The organism is Cyanobium sp. Copco_Reservoir_LC18, assembly GCF_009834675.1.
In the GTDB taxonomy this organism is placed as follows: Bacteria; Cyanobacteriota; Cyanobacteriia; order PCC-6307; family Cyanobiaceae; genus Cyanobium; species Cyanobium minutissimum.
In genome coordinates this window covers 19,653-45,362 of sequence record NZ_ASAC01000008.1, presented here as the reverse complement: position 1 = coordinate 45,362, position 25,710 = coordinate 19,653, and the positions used below count along the sequence as shown (strand labels likewise).

Sequence of the window (25,710 nt, the reverse complement as noted above, 5' to 3'; positions counted from 1 at the left end):
TCCGCCGTCCATGGCCCAGGCCCAGCCCGTCGCTCCGGCCCTGACCCCCGCCTCCCCGGCCCCGCCCCCCAACTGGGTGGCGTCGCGCCATCCCCTCGGCTGGCTGATCGACCGGCTGCTGGCCGTCGAGCCCCTGCGGAGGCTGCTGTTCCTGCAGGCCCGCCAGCTGATCATCCGCACCGCCGAGCGCCGCGGCATCGCCTGGCGGGCCCGGCGCGAGGAGCTCGTACGGCAGGCCGGGCCGTTGCTGGCCAGCAGCACCGAGGCGGCCACCCAGGCGCCGCCTTACTACCGGGCCCGGTTCCACGCCTACCAGGAGGGCAACCTCTGCTGGCAGGCGGCCGGTGAGGCGGAGCAGGCCACCGACGCCATGGCCCTGCGGGTGTGGCCGGGGGAAACCCTCGAGCCCCAGGAGGCCCAGCGGCGGCTGAGGGACGCGATCTTCGCGGCGATCGAGCCCAGCCTCAGCGGCCCGGTGCACAGCGCCCTCGACATCGGCTGCTCGGTGGGCGTCGGCACCCTGGCCCTCAAGGACTGGCTGGAGCGGCGCGAGGGCACCGATGTGGCCGTCGAGGGGCTCGATCTCTCCCCCCAGATGCTGGCGGTGGCCCGGGTCCGCGATCCCGGGGGGAGGATCCGCCGCTGGCACCACGCCGCCGCCGAGGCCACGGGCCTGCCGGCGGCGAGTTTCGATCTGGTCACGCTGCAGTTCGTCTGCCACGAGCTGCCGGCCGAGGCCACCCGGGCGGTGCTGCGGGAGACGGCCCGGCTGCTGCGGCCCGGCGGGGTGGTGGCCCTGGTGGATCAGGACCCCGATTCGGCCGTGATCCGGCGCCTGCCGGCGCCGATCGCCACCCTGCTCAAGAGCACCGAGCCCTACCTGGAGGAGTACTTCAGCCTCGACCTGCCCCGGGCCCTGGAGCAGGCCGGCTTTCGCGAGGTGCGCCGGGAGGCCTGCGACCCGCGCCACCGGGTGCTGGTGGCGCGACTGGCCTAGCCCCAGCCCACCAGCGCGATCTTGCCGATCGTGCTCCCGGTGACCAGCTGGGCGTGGGCGATCCCCAGGTTGGCGGCGTTGATGGGGCTGAGGGTGCGGGCCAGGGTGGGGCGCAGCGCGCCGGCGTCGAACAGCGCGGCCAGCTGATCAAGGATCTCCCCCTGCCGCCCCATGTCGGCGGTCTGGAACTGGGAGCGGCTGAACATGAACTCCCAGGCGAACGTCACGCTCTTGGCCTTGAGCCGGTTGAGGTCGAGGGGGCGGCGGTTGCCCACGATCGCCACGATCGACCCCAGCGGGGCGATCAGTTCGGCCATCGCCTCCCAGTAGGCGTCGGTGTCGCTGAAGTTGGCGATGTGATCCACCGTCTCGAAGCCCAGGGCGGCCAGCTGGGGGGCCAGGGGCCGGTGGTGTTCGACGACGTGGTCGGCCCCCAGCTGCCGCACCCAGGCGGCGCTCTCGGGGCGCGAGGCGCTGGCGATCACCACCGCCCCGGCCCGGCGGGCCAGCTGGATGGCGATCGAGCCCACCCCACCGGCGCCGCCGAGGATCAGCAGGCTGGGACCCTTGGCGCTCCCGCCCCCGCCGCCATCGGGATCCAGCCCGAGCCGCTCGAACAGCGACTCCCAGGCCGTCAGCCCCGTCAGCGGCACGCTGGCCGCCTCGGCCCAGGAGAGCCGGGCCGGTTTGTGTCCCACCAGGCGCTCGTCCACCAGCACGGCTTCGGCGTTGCACCCGGCCCGTCCCGCATCGCCGGCGAACATCACCGCATCCCCCACCCGGAAGCGGCCCACCCGCTCCCCCACCGCCGCCACCACTCCGGCCGCGTCCCAGCCCAGCTGCCGGGGCGGATCCCCCACGCCCACGGCGGCCCGCAGCTTGGTGTCGATCGGGTTCACCGCCACCGCCTCGATCCGCACCAGCAGGTCATGGGGGCCGGGGACGGGCTCCGGCAGCTCCGTGTCCACCAGGGCCGGGGTGGCGAGGATCGCTCTCATGGCGGCGGGCTCAGTAGCGGCAGTAGCCCACCTCCCCCTTCAGGGGCGGTTTGCAGGGGAAACGCAGCGGCACGAAGATCCGGTTGCCGTTGGCCTCGTTGGTGAGGGTGATGTTGCCCTGCACGAACAGCTCCCGGCGCCAGAGTCCCCCCAGCCGGTCGCGCAGCAGGTCGCTGCCGCTGGCGTCCTTGCCCTTGGTGGACACCTCCCGATAGGTCATGGACTGGCCGTCCTTCCAGCGGATCTTCAGGCCCCCGGGGATCTGCTCATCCACGCAGGCCAGGGGCTTGTCGTTGTACTCGCAGTCCTTCCAGCCGTCGCGGGGGATCTGGGGGGGCACCGGCTGCTCGGCCAGGGCGGGGGCCGCCACCCCGACCCCCACTGTCGCCCCCATCGCCAGCAGGAGGGGCAGCAGCGCCCGGCCGGCCCACGGGTGCAGGCCCCCGCGGCGGGAGCACGGGCGCCTGCGGCGGCAGTCGATGGACACGGGCAGCCCCTGGAGGATCGCTCCCCGTAGTCTCCCCCCAGAGTCCCCGTTTCGCCCCATGGCCGTGCAACATCGCTGGTCGGATGCCGCCGCCCGCGAAGCGATCGCCCGCTACGGCGCCCAGGGTGTGAACGAAGACCTGGCCCTGCGCACCTATTCGGCCCGGCTGCTGGGGGCCGACCCCGAGCTGGTGCTGCACGGTGGCGGCAACACCTCGGTGAAGACCACCGTGCACGGGCTGCTGGGTGAGCCGATCCGGGTGCTGTGCGTCAAGGGTTCGGGCTGGGACCTGGGCACGATCGAGCCGCCCGGCCATCCGGCGGTGCGGCTGGAGCCCCTCCAGTCCCTTCGGGTCCTGGACTCCCTCAGCGACGAGGCGATGGTGGCGGCCCAGCGCCAGAACCTGATCGATCCGGCCGCCCCCAACCCCTCGGTGGAGGCGCTGCTGCACGCCTTCCTGCCCCACACCTTTGTGGATCACACCCACTCGATCGCCCTGCTGGCTCTGGCCGACCAGCCCGATGCGGCCGAGGTCTGCCGTGAGGTGTACGGCGATCGGGTGGCCCTGGTGCCCTATGTGATGCCCGGTTTCGCCCTGGCCAAGGCGGCGGCCCTGGCCTGGGAGGCCGCGGCGGCCGGCGGCCGCGAACCGGAGGGCATGGTGCTGCTGCAGCACGGCCTGTTCTCCTTCGGGGCGACGGCCGAGCAGAGCTACGACCGGATGATCGACCTGGTGCGGCGGGCCGAGGAGCGCCTGGCCCGGGGCGAGCGCTCGCTCCATGCCGTGGCCGTGCCGGAGCGCCCGGCCCCTGCGGCGGCGGTGCTGCCGGTGCTGCGGGGCGCCCTGGGCCGGGCCGCCGTCGCCGCCGGCGTCCGTCCCCACTGGATCCTGGCGCTGCGCGACACGCCCCTGGCCCGCGCCGTCAGCGACGACGCCCGACTGGCCGACTGGGCGACCCGCGGCGTCGCCACCCCGGACCACGTCATCCGCACCAAGGCCCGGCCCCTGGTGCTGCCGCCGCTGCCGGCCGGCGGCGACGGCCCGGCCCTGGCCGCCTGGGGCCGCTCCCTGGAGCAGGCCCTGGAGGCCTATACCGCCGAGTACCGCGCCTACTTCCAGCGCCAGAACGCCGCCGCCGGAGGCGTCAAGAAGGCGCTCGACCCCCTGCCGCGGGTGGCGGCGATCCCGGGCCTGGGGCTGGTGGGCATCGGCAAGTCGGCCGCCGAGGCGGCCACCGTGGCCGACATCGCCGAGGCCTGGGCCCAGACCCTGCTGGCGGCCGAGGCCATCGGCCGCTTCGCGCCCGTCAATGAGGCCGACACTTTCGCCATGGAGTACTGGAGCCTGGAGCAGGCGAAGCTCGGCAAGGCGGCCGAGAAGCCCCTGGCCCGCCAGGTGGTGCTGGTGACCGGCGGCGCCGGCGCCATCGGTGCCGCCACCGCCCGGGCCTTCGCCGCCGCCGGGGCCGAGGTGGCCGTGCTCGATCTGGAGCAGGAGGCGGCCGAAGCGGTGGCCGCCTCCTGCGGCAAGCGGGCCCTCGCCGCGGCCTGTGATGTCACCGACCCGGCGGCGGTGCGGGCCGCCGTCGCGGCGGTGGCGGCCCACTTCGGCGGTCTCGACATCGTGGTGAGCAATGCCGGCGCCGCCTGGACCGGCCGGATGGCCACCCTGGCCGACGCCGACCTGCGGGCCAGCTTCGAGCTCAACTTCTTTGCCCACCAGAACGTCGCCCAGGCCGCCCTGGCGCTGTTCCGCGCCCAGGACCGCCCCGAGGGCGGCGGCCGCCCGGTGCTGGGGGGCCAGCTGCTGTTCAACGTCAGCAAGCAGGCCCTCAATCCCGGCCCCAACTTCGGCGCCTACGGCATCAGCAAGGCGGCCCTGCTGGCCCTGGTGCGCCAGTACGCCCTCGAGGAAGGCGAGGCCGCCGTGCGGGTGAACGCCATCAACGCCGACCGCATCCGCTCCGGCCTGCTCGACGACACCATGATCAAGGCGCGCTCCGCCGCCCGTGGCCTGAGCGAGGAGCTCTACATGGCCGGCAACCTGCTGGGGGCCGAGGTGCGCGCCAGCGACGTGGCCGACGCCTTCGTGGCCCTGGCCCGCATGGAGCGCACCACCGGCGCCGTGCTCACCGTCGACGGCGGCAACGTGGCGGCGATGGTGCGTTGAGCGCGCCGACGCTCTAGGCGGCCGCTCGGGCCCGCGCCGCCAGCCACAGCCCCAGGCCGCTCCAGAGCACCACCAGGCCCAGGCACAACCCGGTCCAGGCCGGCAGACCCCAGCCGTCCACCACCAGCGGGGCCACCACGGTGATCACGCCCCCGGCCAGCAGGGGCTGGAGCAGCAGCTGCTTGATGGAGAAGGCCGTCACCGCCTGGCTGCGGTCGCCCGGGTCGGCCATGCGCAGCAGCAGCAGGCCGCTGGCGGCCACCCCCGTGGCCTGACCGAATTCGATGATCGCCCGCTCGAACCAATCGGGCGGCAGGATCCGCGGCGCCAGCAGCAGGATCACCCCCAGGTTCCACAGCAGGCCCACCACCGCCAGCACCGCCAAAGGGATCCAGTCGTGGGCCAGCAGGCTCAGGTCGAGGCAGGCGGTGGCGGCGGTGATCAGCAGATCGGCGGAGATCGTGCCGGTCCTCCCCTGGATGGCGGTCGAGACCCACTGGGTCTGGCCGCTCCTCTCCAGGATCAGGCGCACCAGCAGGGAGCCCACCAGGGCCAGGGGGAACACGGGCAGGGCGTCGATCACCAGGGCGAAGACCCCGCCGCTGGCGTCGGCGATGGAGCGCAGGGCCGCCAGCGCCCCGCAGCCGAACAGCACCGCCACCCCCGCCAGGCCCAGGTTCACGGCCCAGTCGGCGAGCTGCCGCCACAGGGCCGGCACCTCCACGGTGCCCGCCTCCAGGGGCAGATCCATCGGCACCTCCCGCAGCGGCGGAGTCTCCTCCTCCACCAGCGCCATCGCCGCTTCGATCGGCAGCGCATCGGGGAACATCAACCAGCCCCGGGCCCGGGCCAGCACCACCAGCAGGCCCCCCACCACCGTCGACACCAGCAGACCGACGGTGGCCATGGCCAGCCCCAGGGCCTGGGCCCCCTCCAGGCCCAGCCGCTCATAGGTGGGCCCCATGGCGGCGGCGGAGCCGTGCCCGCCCTCGTAGGCCACTTCGATCAGGCAGGCCATCACCGGGCTCACCCCCAGCCAGGGCTGCAGCACCAGCAGCACCGCCAACCCCGCCACCAGGAACTGGCCGAAGGCCAGGGTGAGGGCCAGCAGCACCTGGGCCGAGAGCGGGCGCCACAGCCCCCCCAGCTTCGGCAGCGGCTTGCCCAGCAGCAGCGTGGCGAACACCAGGGTCAGCAGGGGCAGGGGCAGCTGGTCCCAGAGGTCGATCACCCTCTGGGGCAGCAGGGGCAGCAGCCCGGCCGGGGCCACCACCAGCCCCAGGCCTCCGGCCAGCAGGGCCTCCGGCAGTCCCCAGCGCTTCATGCCCAGCAGCCCGCCGATGCCGGCGCCGATCACCAGCAGCACGGTGAGGGCGGCCAGGGCCAGGGCCAGCCACTCCACCCGATCCACCACCCCCGGCACCAGTGAGGCGATCACAGGTGGAACCGGCGGCGGAAGAAGGCTTCGGTGGCCTCGAGCACCGCGGTGCGCACTGCGCTGTCACGGAAGCCGTGGCCTTCCCCGGGGATCAGGTGCAGTTCCACCTCCTGTCCGCGTTGCCTGAGCGCATCCACCATCTGCTCACTCTGACGGGCCGGCACCACCCGGTCGTCGAGGCCGTGGAAGAACAGCACCGGCGCCGTGATCCGCGCCGCATGGCGCAGGGGTGAACGCGCTTCGTAAAGCGCCCGGGCCCCGGGCCAGGGGCCGATCAGGGTCTCGGTGTAGCGGGCCTCGAAGCGATGCTCCACGGCCAGCAGGGCCTCCGGATCGGTCACCGGGTAGCGGACGGCGCCGGCCGTGAACACGTCGGTGAAGCACAGGGCCGCGAGCACCGTGAAGCCGCCGGCGCTGCCGCCCTCGAAGGCGACCCGGGTCGGGTCGGCCTTGCCCGCCGCCACCACGGCCCGGGCGGCGGCGGCGCAGTCGGCCACGTCCACCACGCCCCACTGGCCGTCAAGGCGCTCGCGGTAGGCCCGCCCGAAGCCGGTGGAGCCGCCGTAGTTCACATCCACCACGCCCCAGCCGCGGCTGGTCCAGAACTGGATGGCCAGGTTGAGCCCCGTGCCGGCCATGGCGGTGGGGCCGCTGTGGCCCTTCACCAGCAGGGGCGCCTCGGCGCGGCTGCTGCCCCGGGGCGGGTAGTACCAGGCGTGGGTGGGCGTCCCGCCGTGGCCGTCGAACCAGAGGGGTTCGGGGAGGCTGATCGCTTCCGCCGCCAGCGGCGCCGGGGCGGCCGGTGTGTGCTGCCAGGTGCCGCTGGCCGTGTCCAGCTCCAGCAGCCCCTGGCCGATGGCGGGGGCGGCGGCCACCGCCACCAGCCGGCCCGCTGCGGCGCTCAGGGCGGCCAGGTCGCTGAAGGGCAGGGGGATCGGCTCCCAAGGGCCGCCATCCAGCGCCAGCCTGCCCAGTTCCCAGCGTCCCTGGCGGCAGGCCGCCGCCAGCAGCCGCTCGCCGTCCCAGGCCGTTGTTCGCAGGCCATAGACCCACTGCGGTGTGGCGAACTCCGCCTCCATGGGGCAGAGCGGCTGCCAGCGGGGCGGCGTGTCCGGCCCCAGGGCGGACGCGTCCGCCAGCCGCTCCAGGTTCCACCAGCCGCTGCGGTCGTTGGCCACCACCAGGGAGCCGTCGTCGAGCCAGAGGGGCTGGAACACCGAGATCCCCTGGGGATCCCCGGCCGCCGAGCCGGCGATCGGCCGGGCCTGGCGCAGCTGCCCAGCGGCGTCGATGGCGGCCAGCCAGAGCTGGCTGCGCTCCCAGGGCATGAACGGCTGCTCCCAGCTCACCCAGGCCAGGTGGCCGCCGCCTGGGGCCAGCACCGCATAGCCGCAGAAATCGGCCGGCTGGTGCAGCAGCTCCGGCTCACCCCCCGCCAGGGGCACGGCCACGAGCCGGTCGAGGCCGTCCTGCTCCATCACGCCGATCCAGCGCCGGCGTCCCCGGTCGATCAGGCCATCGGCGAAGGCCCGCGGCCGCTCCGGGTCGGGCGGGGCGGTGAGCCGCCGGGGTTCCGCGACGGTGGTGGGATCGCCGTCGCTGGTGAGGGTGACCTGCCACAGGCAGCGGTCGCCATCGTCGACGAACACGACCTGGTCGCCCGCCACCGCATAGGCGCCGCCGCCGTATTCGTGCACCCGGGTGCGCAGGTTCCAGGTGCCCGGGGTCAGGTCCACCGCGGCTGCGCCGGCTCCGCCCCGTCCCATCAGGGTGGTGCGTCCCCGCTCCCCAGGTCGCTGCTCCAGCCAGAACAGGCGTCCCCCCTCCAGCCGCGGTTCGGCGATGCCGGCTGTCCGGCCGACCGCCAGCCCGGCGGGCAAGGGCACCGTGTCCGGCCATGGCTGCGCCCCCACCGAGTCCTCCGCAGGCTGCTTCTAGAATCCCCCCATCGTTTCAGGTGACGATTTGGCCCGCAGCTTCGCCCAGATGGCACGGTCCGCCGAACAGGGCGGCAATTCCGTGCTGGTGCCGAAGGTGCCGGTGGAGCGGCCACCCCTGGAGATCCACAAGCTGGGCTCGAAGGAGCTGCGGGCCCCGGCCCGCCGGATCAGCAAGGTGGATGCCTCGATCCGGGATCTGGCCCGGGACATGCTGCGCAGCATGTACACCGCCAAGGGCATCGGCCTGGCGGCCCCCCAGGTGGGTGTGCATCGCCAGCTGCTGGTGATCGATCTGGACCTCGAGGAGGCCGCCACTCCGCCGCTGGTGCTGATCAACCCGGAGATCACCGCCGCCGGGGCCTCCTTCAACACCTACGAGGAGGGTTGCCTCAGCATCCCCGGGGTCTACCTCGATGTGGTGCGTCCCTCGGTGGTGGAGGTCACCTACCGCGACGAGACGGGTCGCCCGCGCCGCCTCAAGGCCGACGGCCTGCTGGCCCGCTGCATCCAGCACGAGATGGACCATCTTCAGGGTGTGCTGTTCGTCGATCGGGTCACCGACGAGCTCAGCCTCAACGAGGGCCTGCAGCAGCAGGGCTTCCGCCGCTCCGACGTCCAGTCGATCCGCTGATTGCCATGCCGATGAAACCCTTGGCCGGCCTCTTCCTGGGCCTGGCCTGCCTGCTCGGCATCGCCGCCACCGGATCGATCTTCGAGCTCTCCTACGGCGACCCCGACCTGGGCGTCCAGGCCACCCGCTGGATCCTGGCCGGCAGCCTGCCGGGCACGGTGCTGGCGCTCCTGGTGGCGATCCGGATCAACAAGCCCGCCTGAGCCCGCGGCGGTCCCGCCGCGACCACGCCGCGACCCCACGGCCGGCCCGACAACCGGCCGCCCGATTGGGACACACGGGCTGGATTCCGGTGGTTGCCGTTCATACGATTCAGACCGCTTCGATGAACGCCGTGACCCTCCCCGTGCTTCCCCGCGCAGGCCTGGCGGCCCTGACGGTGCTGGCGACCGCCCTGGCCACCACGGCCCCCGCCCCGGTCCGCGCCTCCGCCCTGTTCGCCGCCGCCGAGGTGGATCAGCAGAACTTCCTGCTGGTGGCGGCCCCCATCGGCACCCGGGGCGACAAGGCCCAGCTGAACATCTACGAGCAGCTCAAGCCGGTGCGCCCCTGCTTCGAGGTGGGCGAGGGCCTGCCGTCCCCTGTGAACCCCCTGCTGGCCACCTTCGATTTCACCGGCATCTGCAACCGCTACATCGACGCCAACGGCTATTCGGTGCGGGTGGGCGGCCAGGACCTGGCCACCTCCTACCGGCTGATGGTCACCCGCAGCGGCGGCGACATGCTGCTGCTGGCCTTCCCCACCAGGGCCGGAGCCGGCCCTGAGATGGTGGTGGCCCGCACCCGGGGCAGTGCGCCCGGCTTCCTCAAGCTCCACATGGAGCCGGGCTGGCGGCTGATGCGGCGCCAGTTCGGCGGCCGCAACCTCGGCCACCTGTACGTCTATGCCGACAGCTGGCCGGGAACGGCGGCCACGGCGGCCCAGCCCGCCCCGAGCAATCCCTCCCTCCCGGCCCAGCCCGCCGCCAGCACGGGCACGCCGGCCCCGGCCAGCACGGGTACGCCCGCCCCGGCTGGCCCCGTCGGCCCGCCCGCCGCGACAGCCCCGGCCAGCACCCCTGCCGCGGCAGTCCCGAACCGCCGGCCTGCCGCCGCCGGGCGCCGGGTGCAGCCGGCCACGACCCGTCCCACGGCCGTCGACCCAGCCGGGGAGTCGGCTCCCGCCGCCGCCCAGCAGCCCGTGGCTCCGCCGGCCATCCCCGCCACCAAGCTCTGAGGCGGGGCCCCGAAGCCCCGCTTGCTAGGGTGCAACGCTGCGAACGTCTCAGCAGTACTTCATGACCCAGGTCACCGTCGGCGAAAACGAAGGCATCGAATCGGCCCTGCGCCGCTTCAAGCGCCAGGTGTCCAAGGCGGGCATCTTTGCCGATCTGAAGCGGCTGCGCCACCACGAAACCCCCACCGAGAAGTACAAGCGCAAGGCCCAGCAGCGCCGCCGCCGCCGCTGAGCCCCGCCTCGGAGCCGACGCTTCAGGTGCTTCTACCTGTTGCCCTGGCCAGCGGCCGCCTCCAGGCTGGAGGGGCCATCGCAGCAGGGTCCATGGGCCATCCGGTCGCCTCCACCGCAGACCAGCCACGGTCAGCCTCCATGCTTGAGCGGCTCAGCCACTGGTTGGCGGAGACGGTCAACCATGCCTGGGGCAATCCGGGTGAGGAAGCCCAGCACCGGCCGCCCCTCATCGGGGTGCAGCCCTACAGCGACAGCCCGCCGCGGCGCCGGCGCCGCTGAGGTCCGCTTCGCTTCCTCGGATCCGCTTCCTCAGTCGATCCTGTCGAAGGATCGGTAACTGAGGGCTTCGGCGATGGCCGGGCACGTCACCCGCACCTCGCCGGCCAGATCGGCGATGGTGCGGGCCACCCGCAGCACCCGCTCCGCCCCCCTGGCGGAGAGGCGGCGCTGGCTGATGGCGCGCTCCCACAGGGCCAGGGCCTCCGGCGCCGGATCCACCACCGCCGCCAGCGACGGCCCATCCAGTTGTCCGTTGGCCGCCCCCTGCGGGTTGCGCGCGCCCATCCGACGGCGCGCCGCCGCCACCCGCCGGGCCACCACCGCGCTCGACTCACCGGCGGGCAGCGCCGCCTCGTGCCCCCCGCGATAGGCCCCGCCCAGTTCCCGGGCCTCGGGGCGGCGCATCACCACCTGCAGGTCGATCCGGTCGAGCAGGGGCCCGGAGAGGCGCCCCCAGTGCCGCCGCCGCTGGGCCTCACCGCAGCGGCAGCTCTGGCTGGGGTCGCCATACCAGCCGCAGGGACAGGGGTTGGTGGCCGCCACCAGCAGCACGCGGCTGGGGAAGCGGCAGCGCTGCCGGGTGCGGCTGATCCACAGCTCCCCCTCCTCCAGGGGCTGGCGCAGCTGGTCGAGCACCTCGCGGCGGAACTCCGCCAGCTCATCGAGGAACAGGACCCCGTGGTGGGCCAGGCTCAGCTCCCCTGGCCGGGGAACGGCGCCACCACCGATCAGGGCGGCGGCGGAGCAGCCGTGGTGGGGGCTGCGGAAGGGGCGCTGGCGCCGCAGGCCGGCCCCCTCCCCCAGCAGCCCGGCCAGGGAGTGGAGCTGGGTGACCTCCAGGGCCTCCTGGTGCGACAGGGGTGGCAGCAGCGTCGGCAGACGCCGGGCCAGCATCGTCTTGCCGCTGCCGGGCGCCCCCACCAGCAGCAGGTGGTGGCCGCCGGCCGCGGCGATCTCCAGGGCCCGGCGGCCATGGGCCTGGCCCCGCACCTCGGCCAGGTCGGGCGCGGCCAGCGACGGCTCCGGCGGGACCGCCGCCGCCGGTGCCGCCGCGCGCCCCGGATCCCGCAGCAGGGCCACCACCTCCCCCAGGTGCTCGGCCCCCCAGACGGGCAGCCCCTCCACCAGGGCGGCCTCGGTGGCGTTGGCCGCCGGCACCACCAGGGCCCGGGCCCCCTGCCGCCGCGCCGCCAGGGCCAGGGCCAGCACCCCCCGGATCGGCCGCAGCCGGCCGTCGAGGCCCAGCTCCCCCGCGCTCCAGATCCCCTCCACCTGGGCCGCGGCCAGCTGCTGGCTGGCCACCAGCAGCCCCAGGGCGATGGGCAGATCGAAGCCGGGCCCCGCCTTGGGCAGGTCGGCGGGGGCCAGGTTGACCACCACCCGGGTGAGGGGCACCCGCAGGCCGCCGTTGCGCAGCGCCCCCCGCACCCGCTCCCGGGACTCCTGGGCCGCCGCATCCGCCAGGCCCACCACCCGCAACCCCGGCAGCCCCGGGGCGATGTCCACCTCCACCGTCACCGGCAGGGCCTCGAAGCCCCGCAGGGCGCCGCTGCTGCACCGTGCCAACATCATCCGGGGAGCTCACTGCCCGTTCAGTGCCACCTCCCGACCACTCCCCGGCGTGCCATGGCCAGCAGCGACACCATCTTCGGCCGCATCCTGCGGGGCGAGATTCCCTGTCAGGAGGTCTATGCCGACGACCTCTGCCTGGCCTTCCGGGATGTGAATCCCCAGGCCCCGGTGCATGTGCTGGTGATTCCGCGCGAGCCCATCCCCCAGCTGGGGGAGGCCGCCGCCGAGCACCAGGCCCTGCTGGGCCACCTGCTGCTGGTGGCCGCCAAGGTGGCCCGGCTGGAGGGGCTCGAGAGCTGGCGCACCGTCATCAACAGCGGCGCCGAGGCCGGCCAGACCGTGTTCCACCTGCATCTGCACGTGATCGGCGGCCGCCCGCTGGCCTGGCCGCCGGGCTGATCACCGGCTGCACACCGCGGCCGCGGCCGGGTGGGGCCGGCGGTGAGAATGGCGCGATCCGCCCACGCCCATGTCCCCTCTGAAGGCCCTTCGCGAGCAGCTGGGCAAGCTGCAGCGCCTGGCCCAGCCCTACTTCCTGCCCCTCGACGAAGGCGGCGGCGGCAGCGGCCAGTTTCTTCTCCTTGTGGTGGCCCTGCTGGCGGTGGTGGTGGGCTTCACCCTGCTGCTGCTCACCGGCGTGGTGGCGGCGGCCGGGGCCTGGATTCCCGAACTGCGCAACCGCTTCCTGCCCGGGGTGCCGGAGCAGGTGGCGGCGGTCTGGAGCGGGCCGATCGGCATCGTGATCATGGTGCTGTTCGCCGCCGGTGTGGGCGCCTTCATCAGCCTGCGGGCCAAGCTGCGCCAGGGACGCTGGCTGCCCTGGCTGCTGCTGGGCATCATCGCCCTGCTGATCCTGGTGATCAACGGCATCAACGTCGGCATCAGCTTCATCGCCCGGAACATCGAGAACGCCCTGGTGGCGTACAAGGCGGAGGAGTTCTGGAAGATCGTCGCGATCTACGCCTTCTGTCTGGTGCTGGCCCTGCCGATCCGCGCCATCCAGAGCTACCTGATTCCCAAGCTGGGTCTGCTGTGGCGGGAGTGGCTCAGCGGCCGCATGCTGGGCCGCTATCTCACCAACCGGGCCTACTACGTCCTCAATCCAAACGACGAATCCGTCGAGGAGATCGACAACCCGGACCAGCGGATCTCCCAGGATGCGGCCAGCTTCACCGCCACCAGCCTGAGCGTCACGGTGGAGATCATCTCCGCCCTGCTCACCTTCTTCAGCTTCATCATCGTTCTCTGGAGCATCAACCAGACCCTGGCCCTGTGGCTGCTGGCCTATTCGGTGGGCGGTACGGCCCTGATCGTGTTCGCCAGCCGCAAGCTGGTGAACCTCAACTACCAGCAGCTGAAGCTGGAGGCCGATTTCCGCTACGGCCTGGTCCACATCCGCGACAACGCCGAATCGATCGCCTTCTATCGGGGCGAGCGCCAGGAGCAGAAGGAGGGGGAACGGCGCCTGGACGGGGTGATCGTCAACTACAACCGCCTGATCATTTGGGAGGCGCTGATCAGCGTCATCCAGCGCTCCTACGACTACTTCTCCCGTTTCCTGCCCTGGCTGGTGATCGCGCCGATCTACTTCGCCAAGGAGGTGGATTTCGGGGTGTTCGGCCAGGCCAGCATCGCCTTCTCCCAGGTGCTGTTCTCGGTCAGCTACATCGTCAACAACATCGACCGGCTGGCCGCCTTCTCCGCCTCCATCAGCCGTCTTGAGGGCTTCCAGGGCAAGGTGGAGTCGATCAGTGCCGACATGGCCGAGTTCGTGGCCGCCGAGCAGGCCTCCGCCGGGGGTGCCATGGGGGCCGGTGCCGGGGCCGTGCGCCCGGAATCGATCCTGGTGAGCCACGTGGATCTGGTGCCGCCGCGCACCAAACGCCTGCTGGTGCGGGACCTCAGCCTGGAGGTCACCGCCAACCAGCGGCTGCTGGTGGTGGGCCCGTCGGGCTGCGGCAAGACCTCCTTCCTGCGGCTGGTGAGCGGCCTCTGGCCGCCCGCCGCCGGCCACGTGCAGCGGCCGCCGGTGGGGGAGCTGATGTTCATCCCCCAGAAGCCCTACATGCTGCTGGGCAGCCTGCGGGAGCAGCTCTGCTACCCCCAGCCCACCGACCGCTTCAGCGACGAGCAGCTGCGCCACGTGCTCGAGGAGGTGCGCCTGCCCGATCTGGTGCATCGCTATCCCGACCTGGACATCAAGCAGGACTGGCCGCGGCTGCTCTCCCTCGGCGAGCAGCAGCGCCTGGCCTTCGCCCGACTGCTGCTCAACTCGCCCCGGTTCGTGGTGCTCGATGAGGCCACCAGCGCCCTCGACGTGGCCACGGAGAAGGCGCTCTACGAACTGCTGGTGCAGCGGGAGATGGCCTTCGTGAGCGTGGGCCACCGTCCCACCCTCACCGCTTACCACGACACGGTGCTCGAGCTCGACGGCAACGCCGGCTGGCGCCTGCTTCCGGCGGCCGGCTATACCTTTGGCCGCGAGGACTGACCCGATGAGCGACCCTTCCGCCACCCCATCAGCCGACGCCCCACCGGCGGTCGCCACATCCCCCGCCACCAGTGCCACCACCTCCGAGGTGCCCGCCTTCGGCTGGAGCGGCTATGCCGAGCGGGTCAACGGCCGTTTCGCCATGCTCGGCTTCGTCGCCGTGCTGCTGATCGAGACCCTCAGCCACGACACCTTCCTGCACTGGGCCGGCCTTGTGCCCTGATCAGGGCACGGCGATCAGGTCCACCTGCCACTGGCCCTGGCGACTCACCTCCACCGCCAGCTCCCGGCCGTCGGCCCGCAGCGACACCCGCCGGGGCACGCCGGGGGGCTGCAGCGGCACCGGCTGCAGGGCCATCAGGTTGCGGCGGTAGAGCACCAGCTCCGTGCGCCCCTCCAGCTGGCGCACCAGGGCCAGTCGCTCACCGCGGCCATCCACCGCCACGCTCAGGGGCTGGGCATCGGGGCGCTCCAGGCCCGGCAGGGGCACCGGCTGCAGGCGCTGCAGGTTCACCAGCTGCACCCGGTCGCGGCCATCGCGGCTGACAATCAGGGCCAGCCAGTCGCCGGAGAGGGACGGGGCCCGGGCGGGGCCGGCCGCCTCGAGCCGCTGGTTCAGCCCCACCAGCGGCTGGGGCAGCGGACCCAGGCAGCCCGCCAGCAGCGGCGGCAGGGCCGCCACGGCCGCCACCGCCGCACGCGCGCGCACCAGCCTGCCGGCCCCGGCTGTCATGGGGCGTCACCCGGCGCGCCCCGCACGGCCAGGCCGGCGGGCAGGTCCGGCTCCAGCAGGGCGGTGAGGTCGTACAGCTGCACCCGGGAGCGGCCGTCCCCCTCGGTGGCGACGGCGAGGCGCCGGCCGTCGGGGGCCAGGCTGAGGCTGTCGGGCACCAGGCTGCCCGGCAACGGCAGGCGGTGCAGCCGTCCTGTGGCCCGGTCCTCGATGACCACCCGCCGCTGCGGGCCCTCCTGAACCAGCAGGGCCAGATAGCGGCCGTTCCAGCTCAGGGACGGGGAGCGGTGGGGCTGCAGCCGCTGCAGGTGGCGCAGGGGCAGCACCGTGCCGGAGGGCTGCTCCTGCAGCAGCACCGTGTCGCGGCCGTCCCGACGCACGACGCTGGCCAGGACGCGGCCGTTGCCGCTCAGGGCCGGATCCTGACGGTCGGCGCTGCCCCAGCCCACCGGCCCGGCGCTGCGGCGACCCCAGCTCCAGCTGCCGCAGCCGGAGAGGAGCAGGGCCAAGAGGGCCACCGCCAGCAGCGGCACACGGGCACCAGCCGGGCGCCGCCGCCGGCGAGGTGGCGGATCAGTCGTCGAAACGGGAGCTGTTGTCCCTGGCAACAGGGGGGCGGGCGGAAGGCTCGGCTGCCGGCGGGCGGGTCTCCGGGCCCGCCGGCCGGGGCCGGCCGCTGGCCATCGGCGAGAAGTCGGCATCACTGACGTCATCGGCGGCGCCGCCGCGGGAGCTGGGGCGGATCGGAGTGCCCATGGGCGTTCCCGGCGGACCGGCGGCCGCGGGGCCAGTGGCGGCGTCCCGGCCCGTCGGGGCGGTGCCACGACGGGCGGAGCGGGGCACCGTGTCGGCCGCCGCCAACGGGCGGGAGCCGCGGCGGGGCTCGGGGGCGCTGTCGCGGTCCCGGCGACGGGCGCCGAAATCAGCAGTGGCGGAGCGGCCCTGGCCACCGGCGCTGTAGCGGCCGGCGGTCCGGTCGGGTCGGTCGTCGAGGGGGGGACGGTCGGGGCGGCCTGGGGGACGCTCTGCCCTGGGGTTGTCCCAGGATTCCTGCTCGTCGCGACGGCTGGCGGCCCGCTCGGGGATGGCGGCCCGGCTGGGGCGGCGTGGCCGGTAGAAATCGTCCTCCGGTTCTTCGCGGGAGGGGATGCGGCGCCGCAGCGGTTCAGGCTCGTCGAAGCGGTCGGGCTCGTCCTCCCAGCTGCGACCGCCGCCGAGGCCCCCCCGGGGCCGGAAAGGGGCGGCGGGTTCCTCGTCGTCGAAATAGGAGGAGCGGCGGGCCTGCTCGGTGGTCACCCCCCGCAGCCGCACGCTCTCGTAGGCGAAGAAGACCGTGGTGCCGGCCAGCAGGAACTGGCCGAACTGCAGGATCGGATCCAGGCGCCAGCCCTGGAAGAAGAGGATGCCGCCGCAGAGAAGGCCGATGGCGGCGAAGAAGACGTCGTAGTCGCGGGCCAGGGCCGGCTTGAAGCTCCTCATGAAGTAAAGGAAGGCTCCACCGACCGCCAGGACGATGCCGACGATGCTGGCCCAGTTGAGGCTGGCGTTGACCACGGCGGTTCACCCGGGCGACGGGCCCCACTCTAAGGACCGCGCCCGCCCTGTCATCGGCAGGCGCGGGGGGCCGCCGGCTCAGAGGCGCCGGTCGACCTGGTCGTTCTGGCTGATCAGCACCAGGGCGATGGAGATGGGGATCACCACGATGACCGCGCCCCAGGCGAGGCTGCTGAGGAAGTTGGCGAGGGATGGGGTCATGGCAGGCGTTCGCTCCGGACAGCTCGGCGGATCCTAGGCAGGGAGGGCCGCTTCCTACGATCAGGCTTCCGACGCTTAGAGCTTTGTGACGGCTCCGGCCCTTTCCGCACCGGCCCTCCTGCCCCTGCTGCACCTGGCCCTGGGGCTGGTCCTGGCGGGCTGGACCCTGCTGTTCCTGTTCCGCATCGTCCTCACCTGGTACCCCGGTGTGGACCTCACCAAGGGGGTGATGCGACTGGTGGGGGCGCCCACCGAGCCCGTTCTGGCCCTCACCCGCCGCCTGATCCAGCCCATCGGCGGTGTCGACGTGACGCCGGTGGTCTGGGTGGGGCTGGTCAGCCTGCTGCGGGAGCTGCTGGTGGGTCAGCAGGGGCTGGTCACCCAGGCCCTGCTGCGCAGCCAGGCCGTCGGCTGAGCTGGTGCCCGCTCAGCGGTTCAGCATCTCCTCCTCGACGAACTTGGTCCAGACCTCACCGCGCTGGAACTCCTGGCGATCCAGCAGGGCCAGGTGGAATTCGATGGTGGTGGGAATCCCCGTCACGGCACATTCCGACAGGGCCCGGCGCATGCGTCGGATGGCGTGGTCCCGGTCGGTCCCCCAGACGATCAGCTTGCCGATCAGGGAGTCGTAGAAGGGCGGGATCTCATAGCCCGTGTAGACGTGGCTGTCGATGCGCACCCCCGGCCCGCCGGGGGGCAGCCAGCCGGTGATCTTGCCCGGGGCCGGGCGGAAGTTGTGGCGCGGATCCTCGGCGTTGATGCGGCACTCGATGGCGTGGCCGCTGATGTGGATCTCGTCCTGGCGGACGGAGATCGGCTCGCCGCCGGCGATGCGCAGCTGCTCGGCGATCAGGTCGATGCCCGTCACCATTTCGGTGACGGGATGCTCCACCTGGATGCGCGTGTTCATCTCCATGAAGTAGAAACCCCCGCCGCGGTCGACCAGGAACTCCACCGTGCCGGCGCCCTCGTAGTTGATGCAGCGGGCCGCCGCCACCGCCGCCTGGCCCATGCGTCGGCGCAGCTCGGGATCGAGCCCCGGGCTGGGGGCCTCCTCCAGCAGTTTCTGGTGGCGGCGCTGGATCGAGCAGTCGCGCTCCCCGAGGTGCACCACGTTGCCGTGGCGGTCAGCCAGCACCTGCACCTCCACGTGCCGGGGCCGGTCGATGAATTTCTCCATGTAGAGGCCCGGGTTGCCGAAGGCGGCCTCCGCCTCCCCCTGGGCGGCCCGGAACAGGGTGTCGAGCTGGCTGGCCTCCGGCACCAGGCGCATGCCCCGGCCGCCGCCGCCGGCGGTGGCCTTGATCATCACCGGATAGCCCATGGCGGCGGCGAGGCTGGCGGCCTCGGTGGGATCCTCCAGCAGCCCCTCGCTGCCGGGGATCGTGGGTACCCCCACCCGCTGCATGGTGATCTTCGCCGTCGACTTGTCACCCATGGCCAGGATCGAGGCCGGCGAGGGGCCCACGAAGATCAGGCCGTGGTCGAGGCACTTCTCGGCGAAGTCGGCGTTCTCCGCCAGGAAGCCGTAGCCGGGGTGGATGGCGTCGGCGCCGCGGGAGGTGGCGGCCGCCAGGATGTTGGGAACGTTGAGATAGCTGCGGCTGCTGGGGGCTTCGCCCACGCAGACGGCCTCATCGGCCAGCTGCACGTGCAGGGCGTTCTTGTCCACGGTGCTGTAGACGGCCACTGTGGCGATGCCGAGCTCCCGGCAGCTGCGCAGGATGCGGAGGGCGATTTCGCCGCGGTTGGCGATCAGCAGTTTGCCGATGGGCATCCGTGCAGGTCCGGCGATGGGGGCAGGCGGGGGGTGCGGCCGTGCCGGGGCGGACTGTATCAGCGCTCACCGGCGCCGCCCCGCATCAGGGTCGCCGGGGCTGGGGAAGCCTGTGCGTATATTGCTCAGTCGGTGAGGGCCCCGGCCCGCTCCGACCACGCGGATGTGGTGGAATTGGTAGACACGCACGTTTGAGGGGCGTGTGGCTTCGGCCTTGCGAGTTCAAGTCTCGCCATCCGCATTTCTCTTTTCCCGCTCCGTTTCCCGCCCCCGTCCCCCGGACCCAGCGGTTCTCTTGTCCCAGCCCTCGCCGGTCTCCGCTCCAGCCGCCGCGAGCGCGATCGTGCTGGTCAGCAACGGCCCGGGCGAGCTGAGCACCTGGGTGCGGCCGCTGGCTGAGCAGCTCCATCGGCTGCAGCCCCTGCGGCCCCGGGATCCGGCGTCCCCCTGCAGCCTGCGGCTGGTGCTGGTCCCCTGCCCCAATGCCACCGGGGCGGAGCATCGGGTGGCCCGGGACTGGGGGCTGTTCGAGCGCGTGCTGCCGGCCTCCCGGTTCTGGTGGCTGCTGCTGCGGCCCCGCCGCCACGGCCCCTGGCCCGCGCGGGGCGTGGTGGTGTTTCTGGGCGGCGACCAGTTCTGGACCGTGCTGCTCTCCGCCCGCCTGGGCTACCGCCACCTCACCTACGCCGAGTGGGTGGCCCGCTGGCCCCGCTGGAACGACCGCATCGCCGTGATGGGCCCCACCGCCGCCGGCCGCCTGGCCCCCCGCTGGCGGCAGCGGGCCACGGTGGTGGGCGACCTGATGGCGGACCTCTCGACCCTGGCCCGCCAGGACGATCCCCTCCCGCCCGGCGACTGGGTGGCCCTGCTGCCCGGCTCGAAGCGGGCCAAGCTGCTGGTGGGGGTGCCCTTCCTGCTGGAGACCGCCGACCGGCTGGCGGCCCTGCGGCCCGGCTGCCGCTTTCTGCTGCCGGTGGCCCCCACCACCACGGTGCGGGAACTGCTGGCCTACGGCGGGCCCGCCAACCCGCTGAACCGCCACCGGGGAGCCGGCGAGCCCCAGCTCCGGGGCGACGAGATCGTCACGGCGGCCGGCACCCGCATCCTGCTGCTGGAGCGCCATCCCGCCCATGCCGCCCTGAGCCAGTGCGCCCTGGCGCTGACCACGGTGGGGGCCAACACCGCCGAGCTGGGGGCCCTGGCGGTGCCGATGATCGTGCTGGTGCCGACCCAGCACCTGGCGGTGATGCAGGCCTGGGACGGCTGGATGGGGCTGGTGGCCCGGCTGCCCCTGCTGCGCCGTCTGGTGGGGGTGGCCCTCACCGCCTGGCGGATGCGCCAGCGCGGCTTCCTGGCCTGGCCCAACATCTCCGCCGGCCGCGCCGTGGTGCCGGAGCGGGTGGGGCCGATCGAACCGGCCCAGATCGCCGCGGAGGCCGCCGACTGGCTGGAGCATCCCGAGCGCCTGGCGGCCATGGCCGACGACCTGCGCAGCCTGCGGGGGGCGCCCGGCGCCGTGGCGGCGGTGGCGGCCATGGTGCGGGGCCTGCTGCCGCCACCGGAGTCCTCCGGGGCGCCGGTGCGATCTGGATAGGATTCCGTTCACCATGGCCCCATCAGGGGCTCGTCACGATGCAGCCGAGCGATTCCACCCCCTCCACCACCGTCCCTGCCGACGCCGACTGGCGCGCGAAGCTGACACCCGAGCAGTACCGGGTGGCGCGGGAGGGGGGCACCGAGCGGGCCTTCACCGGCGCCTACTGGAACAACAAGGCCACCGGGATGTATCACTGCGTCTGCTGCGGCAGCGAGCTGTTCAGTTCCGCCACCAAGTTCGATTCCGGCACCGGCTGGCCCAGCTTCTGGCAGGGGGTGAGCGACGGAGCGATCACCACCCACACCGACCGCTCCCATGGCATGGAGCGCACCGAGATCCGCTGCGCGACCTGCGATGCCCACCTCGGCCATGTCTTCAACGACGGGCCCACCCCCACCGGTCTGCGCTACTGCGTCAATTCGGCGTCGCTGCAGTTCGCCGAGGGCTGAGCCGGGGCGGTTGCCCTCTCTCCAGGCTCACCAGGGATCGTCGAGGATCTCGGGCTCCACATCCACCGGCTCCTTGGCGCGGCGGGCCTCCCGGGGAGGGGCTTCTTCGGGGGGCGCGTAGGGGTCCTGCTGGGGTTCCCGGGCCCGGGGTGGCTCGGGACGGTCCCGCTCCGGGTCGTACCCGCGCTCGGGCCGGTAGCGCTCCTCGGGGTAACGGCCTTCGCTGAAGCGATCGCCGCTGTAGCGCTCTTCGGGATAGCGGTCGTCGTAGCGCTCCGGCACCACCCGGTCCCGCCGCTCGCTCTCGCGCCCGTAGGCCTCGGCCGGGCGGGCTTCGGGGCGCTGGCGCGGTTCCGGCAGATCGTCGTCGAGGTAGCGGCGCTGGCGCAGGGGCTCCCGCTCGCGCCGCTCCTCCAGTTCCACGTACTCCAGCTCCTCCGCGGGCTGGAAGCTGCGGCTGGCGGCCGGCTGGATCCGGCGCTGCTCCTGGACGGTGGGCTGGCCCGCCGGCAACTGGTTCTCGGCGGGAACGGCCCCGGTGCGGAACCGGTCCCGCTCTTCCTGCTCCCAGCTGGCGCCGCCGATGCCGAGCTTCTCCAGCAGGCCGGTGCCGAGCTGCTTGAGCTTCTCCTCGGCCCCCTCGTAGACGATGATCCGGTCCGGGCCGCTGCTGACCACCTCCCCCACCGGCATCTCCCAGGTGCTGAGCACCCCTTCGCCGAGCAGGGGAACGCCGAGGGCGCCGATCACCAGGGTGGTGAGCTCGCCGGTCTCGATGTCGAAGCTGAAGCCGAGCACACGGCCGAGCTGTTCACCGGATTCGGTGATCACCTGGCAGTTGATGACCTTGCTGTAGCGCTCGGGGTTGAAGCCCTCGGCCAGGGAATCGGCCGAATCCACCAGGATCACGTCACCCACCTGACGGATGCGATCCAGCGGCATCCAGCGGGGCAGGCCCGGCAGGAATCGGGTCAGGGGGTTGTCCCGCAGGCCGAGGGCGATCACCTCGCGCCGGTCAATGTCGACCACCACCTCGCCGACGACGCCCAGGCGCCGACCGGTGTCCCGGGTGATGACCTGGGTGCCCATCAGTTCGGAGCGCAGCCAGAGGCGGTCGCTGGGGGCGGCGGGCTCGGTGGAGGGGGGAATCGGGGAGGTCAAATCCGGAGATCGGGGCTGGACGGCGGGGGGAACGGGAGCGACTTCACGGCCTGGAACAGCCTGGTCGGCCCATTGTGGCCCACGCGGTCGGCTCAGGCCGCCGGCGGCAAACCGACCACCTGGGTATGGGAGCCGCGGGCCTGGGTGACGCCGATGGTGCGGGTGGCCGCGGCGATCATCGGTCGGCGGTGGCTGACGACCATGAACTGGGCCTCGCGGGCCTGGGCGGCGATCAGGGCCGCCAGCCGCTCGACGTTCACCCCGTCCAGGAAGCTGTCGACTTCGTCGAGGGCATAGAAGGGCGAGGGACGGAAGCGCTGCAGGGCGAACAGGAAGCTGAGGGCGGTCAGGGATTTCTCACCGCCCGACATCGAGGCCAGCCGCCGCACCGCCTTGCCCTTGGGGTGGGCCACCAGGGTCAGGCCGCCCTCCAGGGGCTGCTCGGGGTTCTCCAGCTGCAGGTGGCCTTCGCCGTCGGAGAGGCCGGCGAAGATCGTCTGGAAATGGCCGTCGACGGCCCGGAAGGCCTCCATGAAGGCCTCCTGGCGCAGGGTGGCCACGGTCTCGATCCGCAGCAGCAGTTCCTCCCGCTCCTTGCTGAGCACTTCCAGCCGGTCGTCCAGGTCGGCCAGCCGCTGCTCCAGCTGCTCCAGCTCCTCGAGGGCGAGCATGTTGACCGGCTCCAGGGCCTCCATGCGCTGCTGCAGGCTGCGCAGGCTCTGCTGCAGGGCCTCCAGGCCGGCCGCGCGCACCTCCTCGCCCAGCTCCGGGCGGGGGTCGGGCAGCTCGAGTTCCATCTGGGCCAGCCGCAGGCCGTGGCTGCGCTGCTCCTCGGCCAGGGCCAGCCGCTCCTCCTGGCGCCGCTGCAGTTCCCACTGGCGCTGCTGCAGGGCCTGGCGCCGGCCGGCCAGGTGGGCTTCGGCCCCGTCCCGGGCGCGGCGCCGCTCGCCGAAGCGGGTCTGCAGCTCGCTCTGCTGGCGCTCCAGCAGGGTGCGGCGCTCCTGCTCCGCCTGCTGGCGTTCCTTCCAGAGCTGGCGTTCGGCCACCAGGGCCTGCACCGCCTCCACCAGCCGCCGTTCCTCCCCGGCCAGGGCCTCCAGCTGGCTGCCCAGCCGCTCCGCCCCCAGGGCCCGGTCGCGCCGTGCCGCCTCCAGTTCGTCCCGCTGGCGCCGGGCCTCCACCAGGGCGCGGTCGGCCCGCTCCAGCTCCCCCTGGAGCCCCTGCCAGCGGGCACTGTCGTCGTTGCCGCTGGCGGCCCGCTCGGCCTCCTCCAGCTCCGCCAGGGCCTGGCGCAGGGGGGGCAGGGTCTGGTCGAGCACCTCCATCCGGCTGCGGTCGGCCCGATGGGCCTCCTGCAGCTGCCGCCGCCGGCCGGCCACCTGGTCGCGGCGCTGCTGCCGCGGGGCCAGGGTGCGCTCGGCGGCACTGCGTTCGGCCTGGAGGGCGGCCTGGCGCTGCTGCAGCTCCAGCAGGGCCGGCCGGGCCTCCTCCAGGCTGCGGCCCAGCTCGGCTTCACGGCGGCGGCTGGCCAGCAGGCCCTCCCCCAGCTCCAGCAGCCGCTGGCGCAGCGGCTCGGCCTCGTCGCCGTCGCCGCTGCGGCCGAAGCCCAGCTGGCCCGAGCGCTGCTGCAGGCTGCCGCCGGTCATGGCGCCGCTCTTCTCCAGCAGCTCCCCTTCCAGCGTCACGGCCCGGCAGCGGCCCAGTTCCCGCCGGGCGTCGGCGAGGGTGGCGAACACCAGCGTGTCGCCGAAGACGTAGCGGAAGACATCGGCGTAGACGGGCTCGTGGCGGATCAGATCCACCGCCCGCCCCACCAGGCCTCCGGCCCCGCCACCGCCGCCGGCGGTTCCCCGCTGCAGGGCCGCCCCCCCCGAGCCACCGCTGCCGCCCCCCCGGATGCGGTTGAGGGGCAGGAAGGTGAGGCGGCCGGCGCGGCGGCTCTTGAGCAGCTCGATCGCCCGGGCGGCGATGCGGTCGTCCTCCACCACCACCTGGGCCAGGCGCCCCCCCGCCGCCACCTCCAGGGCCACCCGCAGCCGCTCCTCCACCTCGCCCAGCTGGGCGACCGAGCCGTGGATCCCCTCCAGCCCCGCCTCCAGCAGCAGGCGCAGGGCGCCGGTGCCGCGGCTCTCCTGCAGGGTCTCGCGGCGGCTGTCGAGGCGGGCGATCTCCCGCTCCAGGCTGGTCTGCTCCTGCTCCAGCCGCGCCCGGGTGCGCTGCTGCAGGGCCAGGGCCTCGGCCAGCTCCCGGGCCTGCCCCTGGCGCTGCTCCAGGGCGGCCCGCAGGGCCTGCTCCTGCCCGCTCAGGGCCGCCAGGGCGGCGGCGGCCTCGGCGTGGGCCGCGTCCTCCTGGAGCTCCTCGCCGCCGAGCTCCTCGAGCCGTTCGCCCGCCTGCCGCAGCCGTTCCTCCAGTTGCTGACGTTCGGCCAGCAGGGGGGCGAGCCGTTCCTGCAGCTCCCGGCGCCGGCGGCTGCGTTCCTGCTGCTCCTCCAGCCAGCTGCCGGAACGTCCGGCCACCTCCCCGAGGCGGCGCCGGGAGAGCTCCACCGCCGCTTCGGCATCCCGGCAGAGGGCCTCGGCGCGGTCGATGGCGCCGTCGTCGTCCCCCGCGCCAAGCTCCTGCTGCTGCCGGCGCAGCTCCGCCTGGTTCCGCTGCAGCTGCTGGCGGCGGCGCTGCAGCTCCTCGGCCTGCTGGCCGTGCTGCTCCGCCTGGCGGGCCAGCTCCCGGCCGCTGCTCTCGAGGCCGGCCAGTTCGGCCTGCACCGCCAGCAGCTGGTCCTCGCCCAGGGTCTTCACCTCCGCCTGCAGCTGCTCGAGGACGGTGGCGGCGGCGACCACCTCGGCCTCGCCGGCGGCGATCGCCTGCCGCTCCTCCTGCTGCTGCTGGTCGAGGCGCTCCAGGCGGCCCGCGAGGGCCAGGCCGTGGGCGCGGGCCTCCTCCCAGGCCAGCACCTGCTCCTGCAGGCGCCCCTGGTGCAGGCGCTCCCGCAGCTCCTGGTAGGTGCGGGCCTTGGCGCAGTCGCGTTCGAGCTTCTGGCGGGCGGCCAGCAGTTCCTGCTCGACGATGCGGCAGCGCTCCTGCCGTTCGACCACCTCGTCGAGCTTGGCCCGGCTCTGCTCGATGCGGGAGTCGAACAGGGCGACGCCGGCGAGCTCGTCGATGATGCCGCGACGGTCGCGGGCGCTCATCGAGACGATGCGGGTGACGTCGCCCTGCATGACGACGTTGCTGCCCTCCGGGTCGACCCGCAGGCGCCGCAGCTGGGTCTGCAGCTGCTGCAGGTTGCAGGGCACCCCATCGGCGCTGAAGCTGCTGCTGTAGGTGCCGCCGGGGGCCACCCGCAGCCGCCGGGTGACACTCCATTCCCGCTGGCCCCGCCGCAGCCAGGGGCCCTGCTCGGGAACGTCCAGCCCCTCCTCGGCCGCATCCGGCTGCCAGTCGCCCAGGTCGAAGCGCACGGTGACGCTGGTTTCGGCGGCCTTGCCCTCCCGCAGAACGGCGCTGTTGATCAGATCAGGCAGCCGCTCGGCCCGCATGCCGCGGCTGGTGGCCAGGCCGAGGCAGAACAGCACCGCATCGAGGATGTTGCTCTTGCCGGACCCGTTCGGCCCCGTCACCACCGTGAATCCCTCCTCCAGCGGGATGGTCATCGACCCGCCGAAGGACTTGAAATGCGTGAGCTCGACCTGATTGATGTGAACCAACAGGCCCGTGCGCCGAGCAGGCCGAATTTAACCGAGGTGCTGACGATCACAACCCCTTCTTCCTACGGTGATGCCGTGCAG

General features: G+C 73.3%; 25 protein-coding genes and 1 tRNA gene. 14 read left to right on the top strand and 12 right to left on the bottom strand.

The genetic code is table 11. The features are described 5' to 3' along the window. Positions 1–10 precede the first annotated feature (10 nt). A complete protein-coding gene (locus tag L107_RS03410) occupies positions 11–997 on the top strand; it encodes a class I SAM-dependent methyltransferase (RefSeq protein ID WP_159816460.1) in 987 nt (328 codons plus the stop codon). Here L107_RS03410 and L107_RS03405 read toward each other — a convergent pair. Continuing rightward, positions 994–1,995 carry a zinc-binding alcohol dehydrogenase family protein gene (locus tag L107_RS03405; protein WP_159816459.1) on the bottom strand — a complete coding sequence of 334 codons (1,002 nt, stop codon included), beginning with the start codon at positions 1,993–1,995 and terminating at the stop codon, positions 994–996. The genes L107_RS03410 and L107_RS03405 overlap by 4 nt on opposite strands. Positions 1,996–2,005: 10 nt before the next feature. Next, the gene (locus L107_RS03400; RefSeq protein ID WP_236550485.1) at positions 2,006–2,482 is read right to left on the bottom strand and encodes a hypothetical protein; all 477 of its coding nucleotides are present in this window, start codon (positions 2,480–2,482) and stop codon (positions 2,006–2,008) included. A gap of 58 nt (positions 2,483–2,540) precedes the next feature. Between L107_RS03400 and L107_RS03395 the strand changes: the two genes are divergently transcribed. After that, positions 2,541–4,652 (top strand): bifunctional aldolase/short-chain dehydrogenase, encoded by a 2,112-nt coding sequence (locus L107_RS03395; protein WP_159816458.1) that lies wholly within the window; start codon positions 2,541–2,543, stop codon positions 4,650–4,652. Positions 4,653–4,665: 13 nt separating this feature from the next. Here the strand turns inward: L107_RS03395 and L107_RS03390 are convergent, their stop codons facing one another. Both L107_RS03390 and L107_RS03385 read right to left on the bottom strand, forming a co-directional pair. Further along, the gene (locus tag L107_RS03390; RefSeq protein ID WP_159816457.1) at positions 4,666–6,090 is read right to left on the bottom strand and encodes a sodium/glutamate symporter; all 1,425 of its coding nucleotides are present in this window, start codon (positions 6,088–6,090) and stop codon (positions 4,666–4,668) included. Beyond that, a complete protein-coding gene (locus L107_RS03385; protein WP_159816485.1) occupies positions 6,087–7,970 on the bottom strand; it encodes a S9 family peptidase in 1,884 nt (627 codons plus the stop codon). Before L107_RS03385 ends, L107_RS03390 begins: the two co-directional genes overlap by 4 nt. Before the next feature lie 85 nt (positions 7,971–8,055). On the opposite strand from L107_RS03385, the gene def reads away from it, so the two are divergent. The 5 genes from def to L107_RS16320 all read left to right on the top strand — a co-directional run bounded on the left by def (position 8,056) and on the right by L107_RS16320 (position 10,390). Next, positions 8,056–8,661: a peptide deformylase gene (def, locus tag L107_RS03380; protein ID WP_159816456.1), complete on the top strand. Its 606-nt coding sequence runs from the start codon at positions 8,056–8,058 to the stop codon at positions 8,659–8,661. A 5-nt stretch (positions 8,662–8,666) separates the two neighbouring features. Beyond that, a complete protein-coding gene (locus L107_RS03375) occupies positions 8,667–8,864 on the top strand; it encodes a hypothetical protein (protein WP_015109112.1) in 198 nt (65 codons plus the stop codon). 143 nt (positions 8,865–9,007) lie between these two features. Then, complete coding sequence (locus L107_RS17005) at positions 9,008–9,877, top strand: DUF3747 domain-containing protein (RefSeq protein WP_370515350.1); 870 nt, start codon at positions 9,008–9,010, stop codon at positions 9,875–9,877. Between the two features lie 61 nt (positions 9,878–9,938). Continuing rightward, on the top strand, positions 9,939–10,109 hold the full coding sequence (gene rpsU, locus L107_RS03365; protein ID WP_006172073.1) for a 30S ribosomal protein S21: 171 nt from the start codon (positions 9,939–9,941) through the stop codon (positions 10,107–10,109). Positions 10,110–10,249: 140 nt separating this feature from the next. Beyond that, positions 10,250–10,390, top strand: coding sequence for a hypothetical protein (locus tag L107_RS16320; RefSeq protein ID WP_201295790.1), 141 nt, complete (start codon positions 10,250–10,252; stop codon positions 10,388–10,390). A gap of 30 nt (positions 10,391–10,420) precedes the next feature. Here L107_RS16320 and L107_RS03360 read toward each other — a convergent pair whose 3' ends face one another. Continuing rightward, on the bottom strand, positions 10,421–11,959 hold the full coding sequence (locus tag L107_RS03360) for a YifB family Mg chelatase-like AAA ATPase (RefSeq protein WP_159816454.1): 1,539 nt from the start codon (positions 11,957–11,959) through the stop codon (positions 10,421–10,423). A 57-nt stretch (positions 11,960–12,016) separates the two neighbouring features. Here L107_RS03360 and L107_RS03355 point away from each other — a divergent pair, with 57 nt between their 5' ends. From L107_RS03355 to L107_RS03345, 3 genes are all read left to right on the top strand, one after another. Further along, entirely contained in the window at positions 12,017–12,361 is a 345-nt protein-coding gene (locus tag L107_RS03355; protein ID WP_159816453.1) for a histidine triad nucleotide-binding protein, read from the top strand. Positions 12,362–12,431: 70 nt separating this feature from the next. Beyond that, the gene (locus L107_RS03350; RefSeq protein ID WP_159816452.1) at positions 12,432–14,453 is read left to right on the top strand and encodes an ABC transporter ATP-binding protein/permease; all 2,022 of its coding nucleotides are present in this window, start codon (positions 12,432–12,434) and stop codon (positions 14,451–14,453) included. Positions 14,454–14,457: 4 nt separating this feature from the next. Next, positions 14,458–14,676, top strand: coding sequence for a chlorophyll a/b-binding protein (locus L107_RS03345; RefSeq protein ID WP_159816451.1), 219 nt, complete (start codon positions 14,458–14,460; stop codon positions 14,674–14,676). Here the strand turns inward: L107_RS03345 and L107_RS03340 are convergent, their stop codons facing one another. From L107_RS03340 to psbX, 4 genes are all read right to left on the bottom strand, one after another. Beyond that, on the bottom strand, positions 14,677–15,186 hold the full coding sequence (locus L107_RS03340) for a hypothetical protein (RefSeq protein ID WP_159816450.1): 510 nt from the start codon (positions 15,184–15,186) through the stop codon (positions 14,677–14,679). Beyond that, positions 15,183–15,704 carry an LpqB family beta-propeller domain-containing protein gene (locus L107_RS03335; protein ID WP_159816449.1) on the bottom strand — a complete coding sequence of 174 codons (522 nt, stop codon included), beginning with the start codon at positions 15,702–15,704 and terminating at the stop codon, positions 15,183–15,185. Before L107_RS03335 ends, L107_RS03340 begins: the two co-directional genes overlap by 4 nt. Before the next feature lie 55 nt (positions 15,705–15,759). After that, positions 15,760–16,740 (bottom strand): Ycf66 family protein, encoded by a 981-nt coding sequence (locus L107_RS03330; protein WP_159816448.1) that lies wholly within the window; start codon positions 16,738–16,740, stop codon positions 15,760–15,762. Positions 16,741–16,818: 78 nt separating this feature from the next. Continuing rightward, positions 16,819–16,941: a photosystem II reaction center X protein gene (gene psbX / locus L107_RS03325; protein WP_015109102.1), complete on the bottom strand. Its 123-nt coding sequence runs from the start codon at positions 16,939–16,941 to the stop codon at positions 16,819–16,821. Between the two features lie 85 nt (positions 16,942–17,026). Here psbX and L107_RS03320 point away from each other — a divergent pair, with 85 nt between their 5' ends. Then, the gene (locus L107_RS03320) at positions 17,027–17,356 is read left to right on the top strand and encodes a YggT family protein (RefSeq protein ID WP_159816447.1); all 330 of its coding nucleotides are present in this window, start codon (positions 17,027–17,029) and stop codon (positions 17,354–17,356) included. A gap of 12 nt (positions 17,357–17,368) precedes the next feature. Here L107_RS03320 and accC read toward each other — a convergent pair whose 3' ends face one another. Beyond that, positions 17,369–18,718 (bottom strand): acetyl-CoA carboxylase biotin carboxylase subunit, encoded by a 1,350-nt coding sequence (gene accC / locus L107_RS03315; RefSeq protein WP_159816446.1) that lies wholly within the window; start codon positions 18,716–18,718, stop codon positions 17,369–17,371. 159 nt (positions 18,719–18,877) lie between these two features. On the opposite strand from accC, the gene L107_RS03310 reads away from it, so the two are divergent. From L107_RS03310 to msrB, 3 genes are all read left to right on the top strand, one after another. Beyond that, positions 18,878–18,959: transfer RNA gene (locus L107_RS03310), tRNA-Leu, on the top strand. A 54-nt stretch (positions 18,960–19,013) separates the two neighbouring features. Then, positions 19,014–20,312, top strand: a complete 1,299-nt coding sequence (locus tag L107_RS03305; protein ID WP_159816445.1) for a glycosyl transferase — start codon at positions 19,014–19,016, stop codon at positions 20,310–20,312. A gap of 38 nt (positions 20,313–20,350) precedes the next feature. Further along, the gene (gene msrB / locus L107_RS03300) at positions 20,351–20,764 is read left to right on the top strand and encodes a peptide-methionine (R)-S-oxide reductase MsrB (RefSeq protein WP_159816444.1); all 414 of its coding nucleotides are present in this window, start codon (positions 20,351–20,353) and stop codon (positions 20,762–20,764) included. A 27-nt stretch (positions 20,765–20,791) separates the two neighbouring features. On the opposite strand, the gene L107_RS03295 is transcribed toward msrB, so the two are convergent. Then, a complete protein-coding gene (locus L107_RS03295) occupies positions 20,792–21,925 on the bottom strand; it encodes a PRC-barrel domain-containing protein (RefSeq protein WP_159816443.1) in 1,134 nt (377 codons plus the stop codon). A gap of 92 nt (positions 21,926–22,017) precedes the next feature. Beyond that, the gene (gene smc / locus L107_RS03290) at positions 22,018–25,629 is read right to left on the bottom strand and encodes a chromosome segregation protein SMC (RefSeq protein ID WP_159816442.1); all 3,612 of its coding nucleotides are present in this window, start codon (positions 25,627–25,629) and stop codon (positions 22,018–22,020) included. Positions 25,630–25,710 lie beyond the last annotated feature (81 nt).

Excerpts from the sequence above, each read along its gene's own strand:
- L107_RS03410 (WP_159816460.1), top strand. The coding sequence starts at position 11 with ATGGCCCAGGCCCAGCCCGTCGCTCCGGCCCTGACCCCCGCCTCCCCG.
- L107_RS03405 (WP_159816459.1), bottom strand. The coding sequence starts at position 1,995 with ATGAGAGCGATCCTCGCCACCCCGGCCCTGGTGGACACGGAGCTGCCG.
- L107_RS03395 (WP_159816458.1), top strand. The coding sequence starts at position 2,541 with ATGGCCGTGCAACATCGCTGGTCGGATGCCGCCGCCCGCGAAGCGATC.
- L107_RS03375 (WP_015109112.1), top strand. The coding sequence starts at position 8,667 with ATGCCGATGAAACCCTTGGCCGGCCTCTTCCTGGGCCTGGCCTGCCTG.
- rpsU (WP_006172073.1), top strand. The coding sequence starts at position 9,939 with ATGACCCAGGTCACCGTCGGCGAAAACGAAGGCATCGAATCGGCCCTG.
- L107_RS16320 (WP_201295790.1), top strand. The coding sequence starts at position 10,250 with ATGCTTGAGCGGCTCAGCCACTGGTTGGCGGAGACGGTCAACCATGCC.
- L107_RS03360 (WP_159816454.1), bottom strand. The coding sequence starts at position 11,959 with ATGTTGGCACGGTGCAGCAGCGGCGCCCTGCGGGGCTTCGAGGCCCTG.
- L107_RS03355 (WP_159816453.1), top strand. The coding sequence starts at position 12,017 with ATGGCCAGCAGCGACACCATCTTCGGCCGCATCCTGCGGGGCGAGATT.
- L107_RS03350 (WP_159816452.1), top strand. The coding sequence starts at position 12,432 with ATGTCCCCTCTGAAGGCCCTTCGCGAGCAGCTGGGCAAGCTGCAGCGC.
- L107_RS03345 (WP_159816451.1), top strand. The coding sequence starts at position 14,458 with ATGAGCGACCCTTCCGCCACCCCATCAGCCGACGCCCCACCGGCGGTC.
- L107_RS03340 (WP_159816450.1), bottom strand. The coding sequence starts at position 15,186 with ATGACAGCCGGGGCCGGCAGGCTGGTGCGCGCGCGTGCGGCGGTGGCG.
- psbX (WP_015109102.1), bottom strand. The coding sequence starts at position 16,941 with ATGACCCCATCCCTCGCCAACTTCCTCAGCAGCCTCGCCTGGGGCGCG.
- accC (WP_159816446.1), bottom strand. The coding sequence starts at position 18,718 with ATGCCCATCGGCAAACTGCTGATCGCCAACCGCGGCGAAATCGCCCTC.
- msrB (WP_159816444.1), top strand. The coding sequence starts at position 20,351 with ATGCAGCCGAGCGATTCCACCCCCTCCACCACCGTCCCTGCCGACGCC.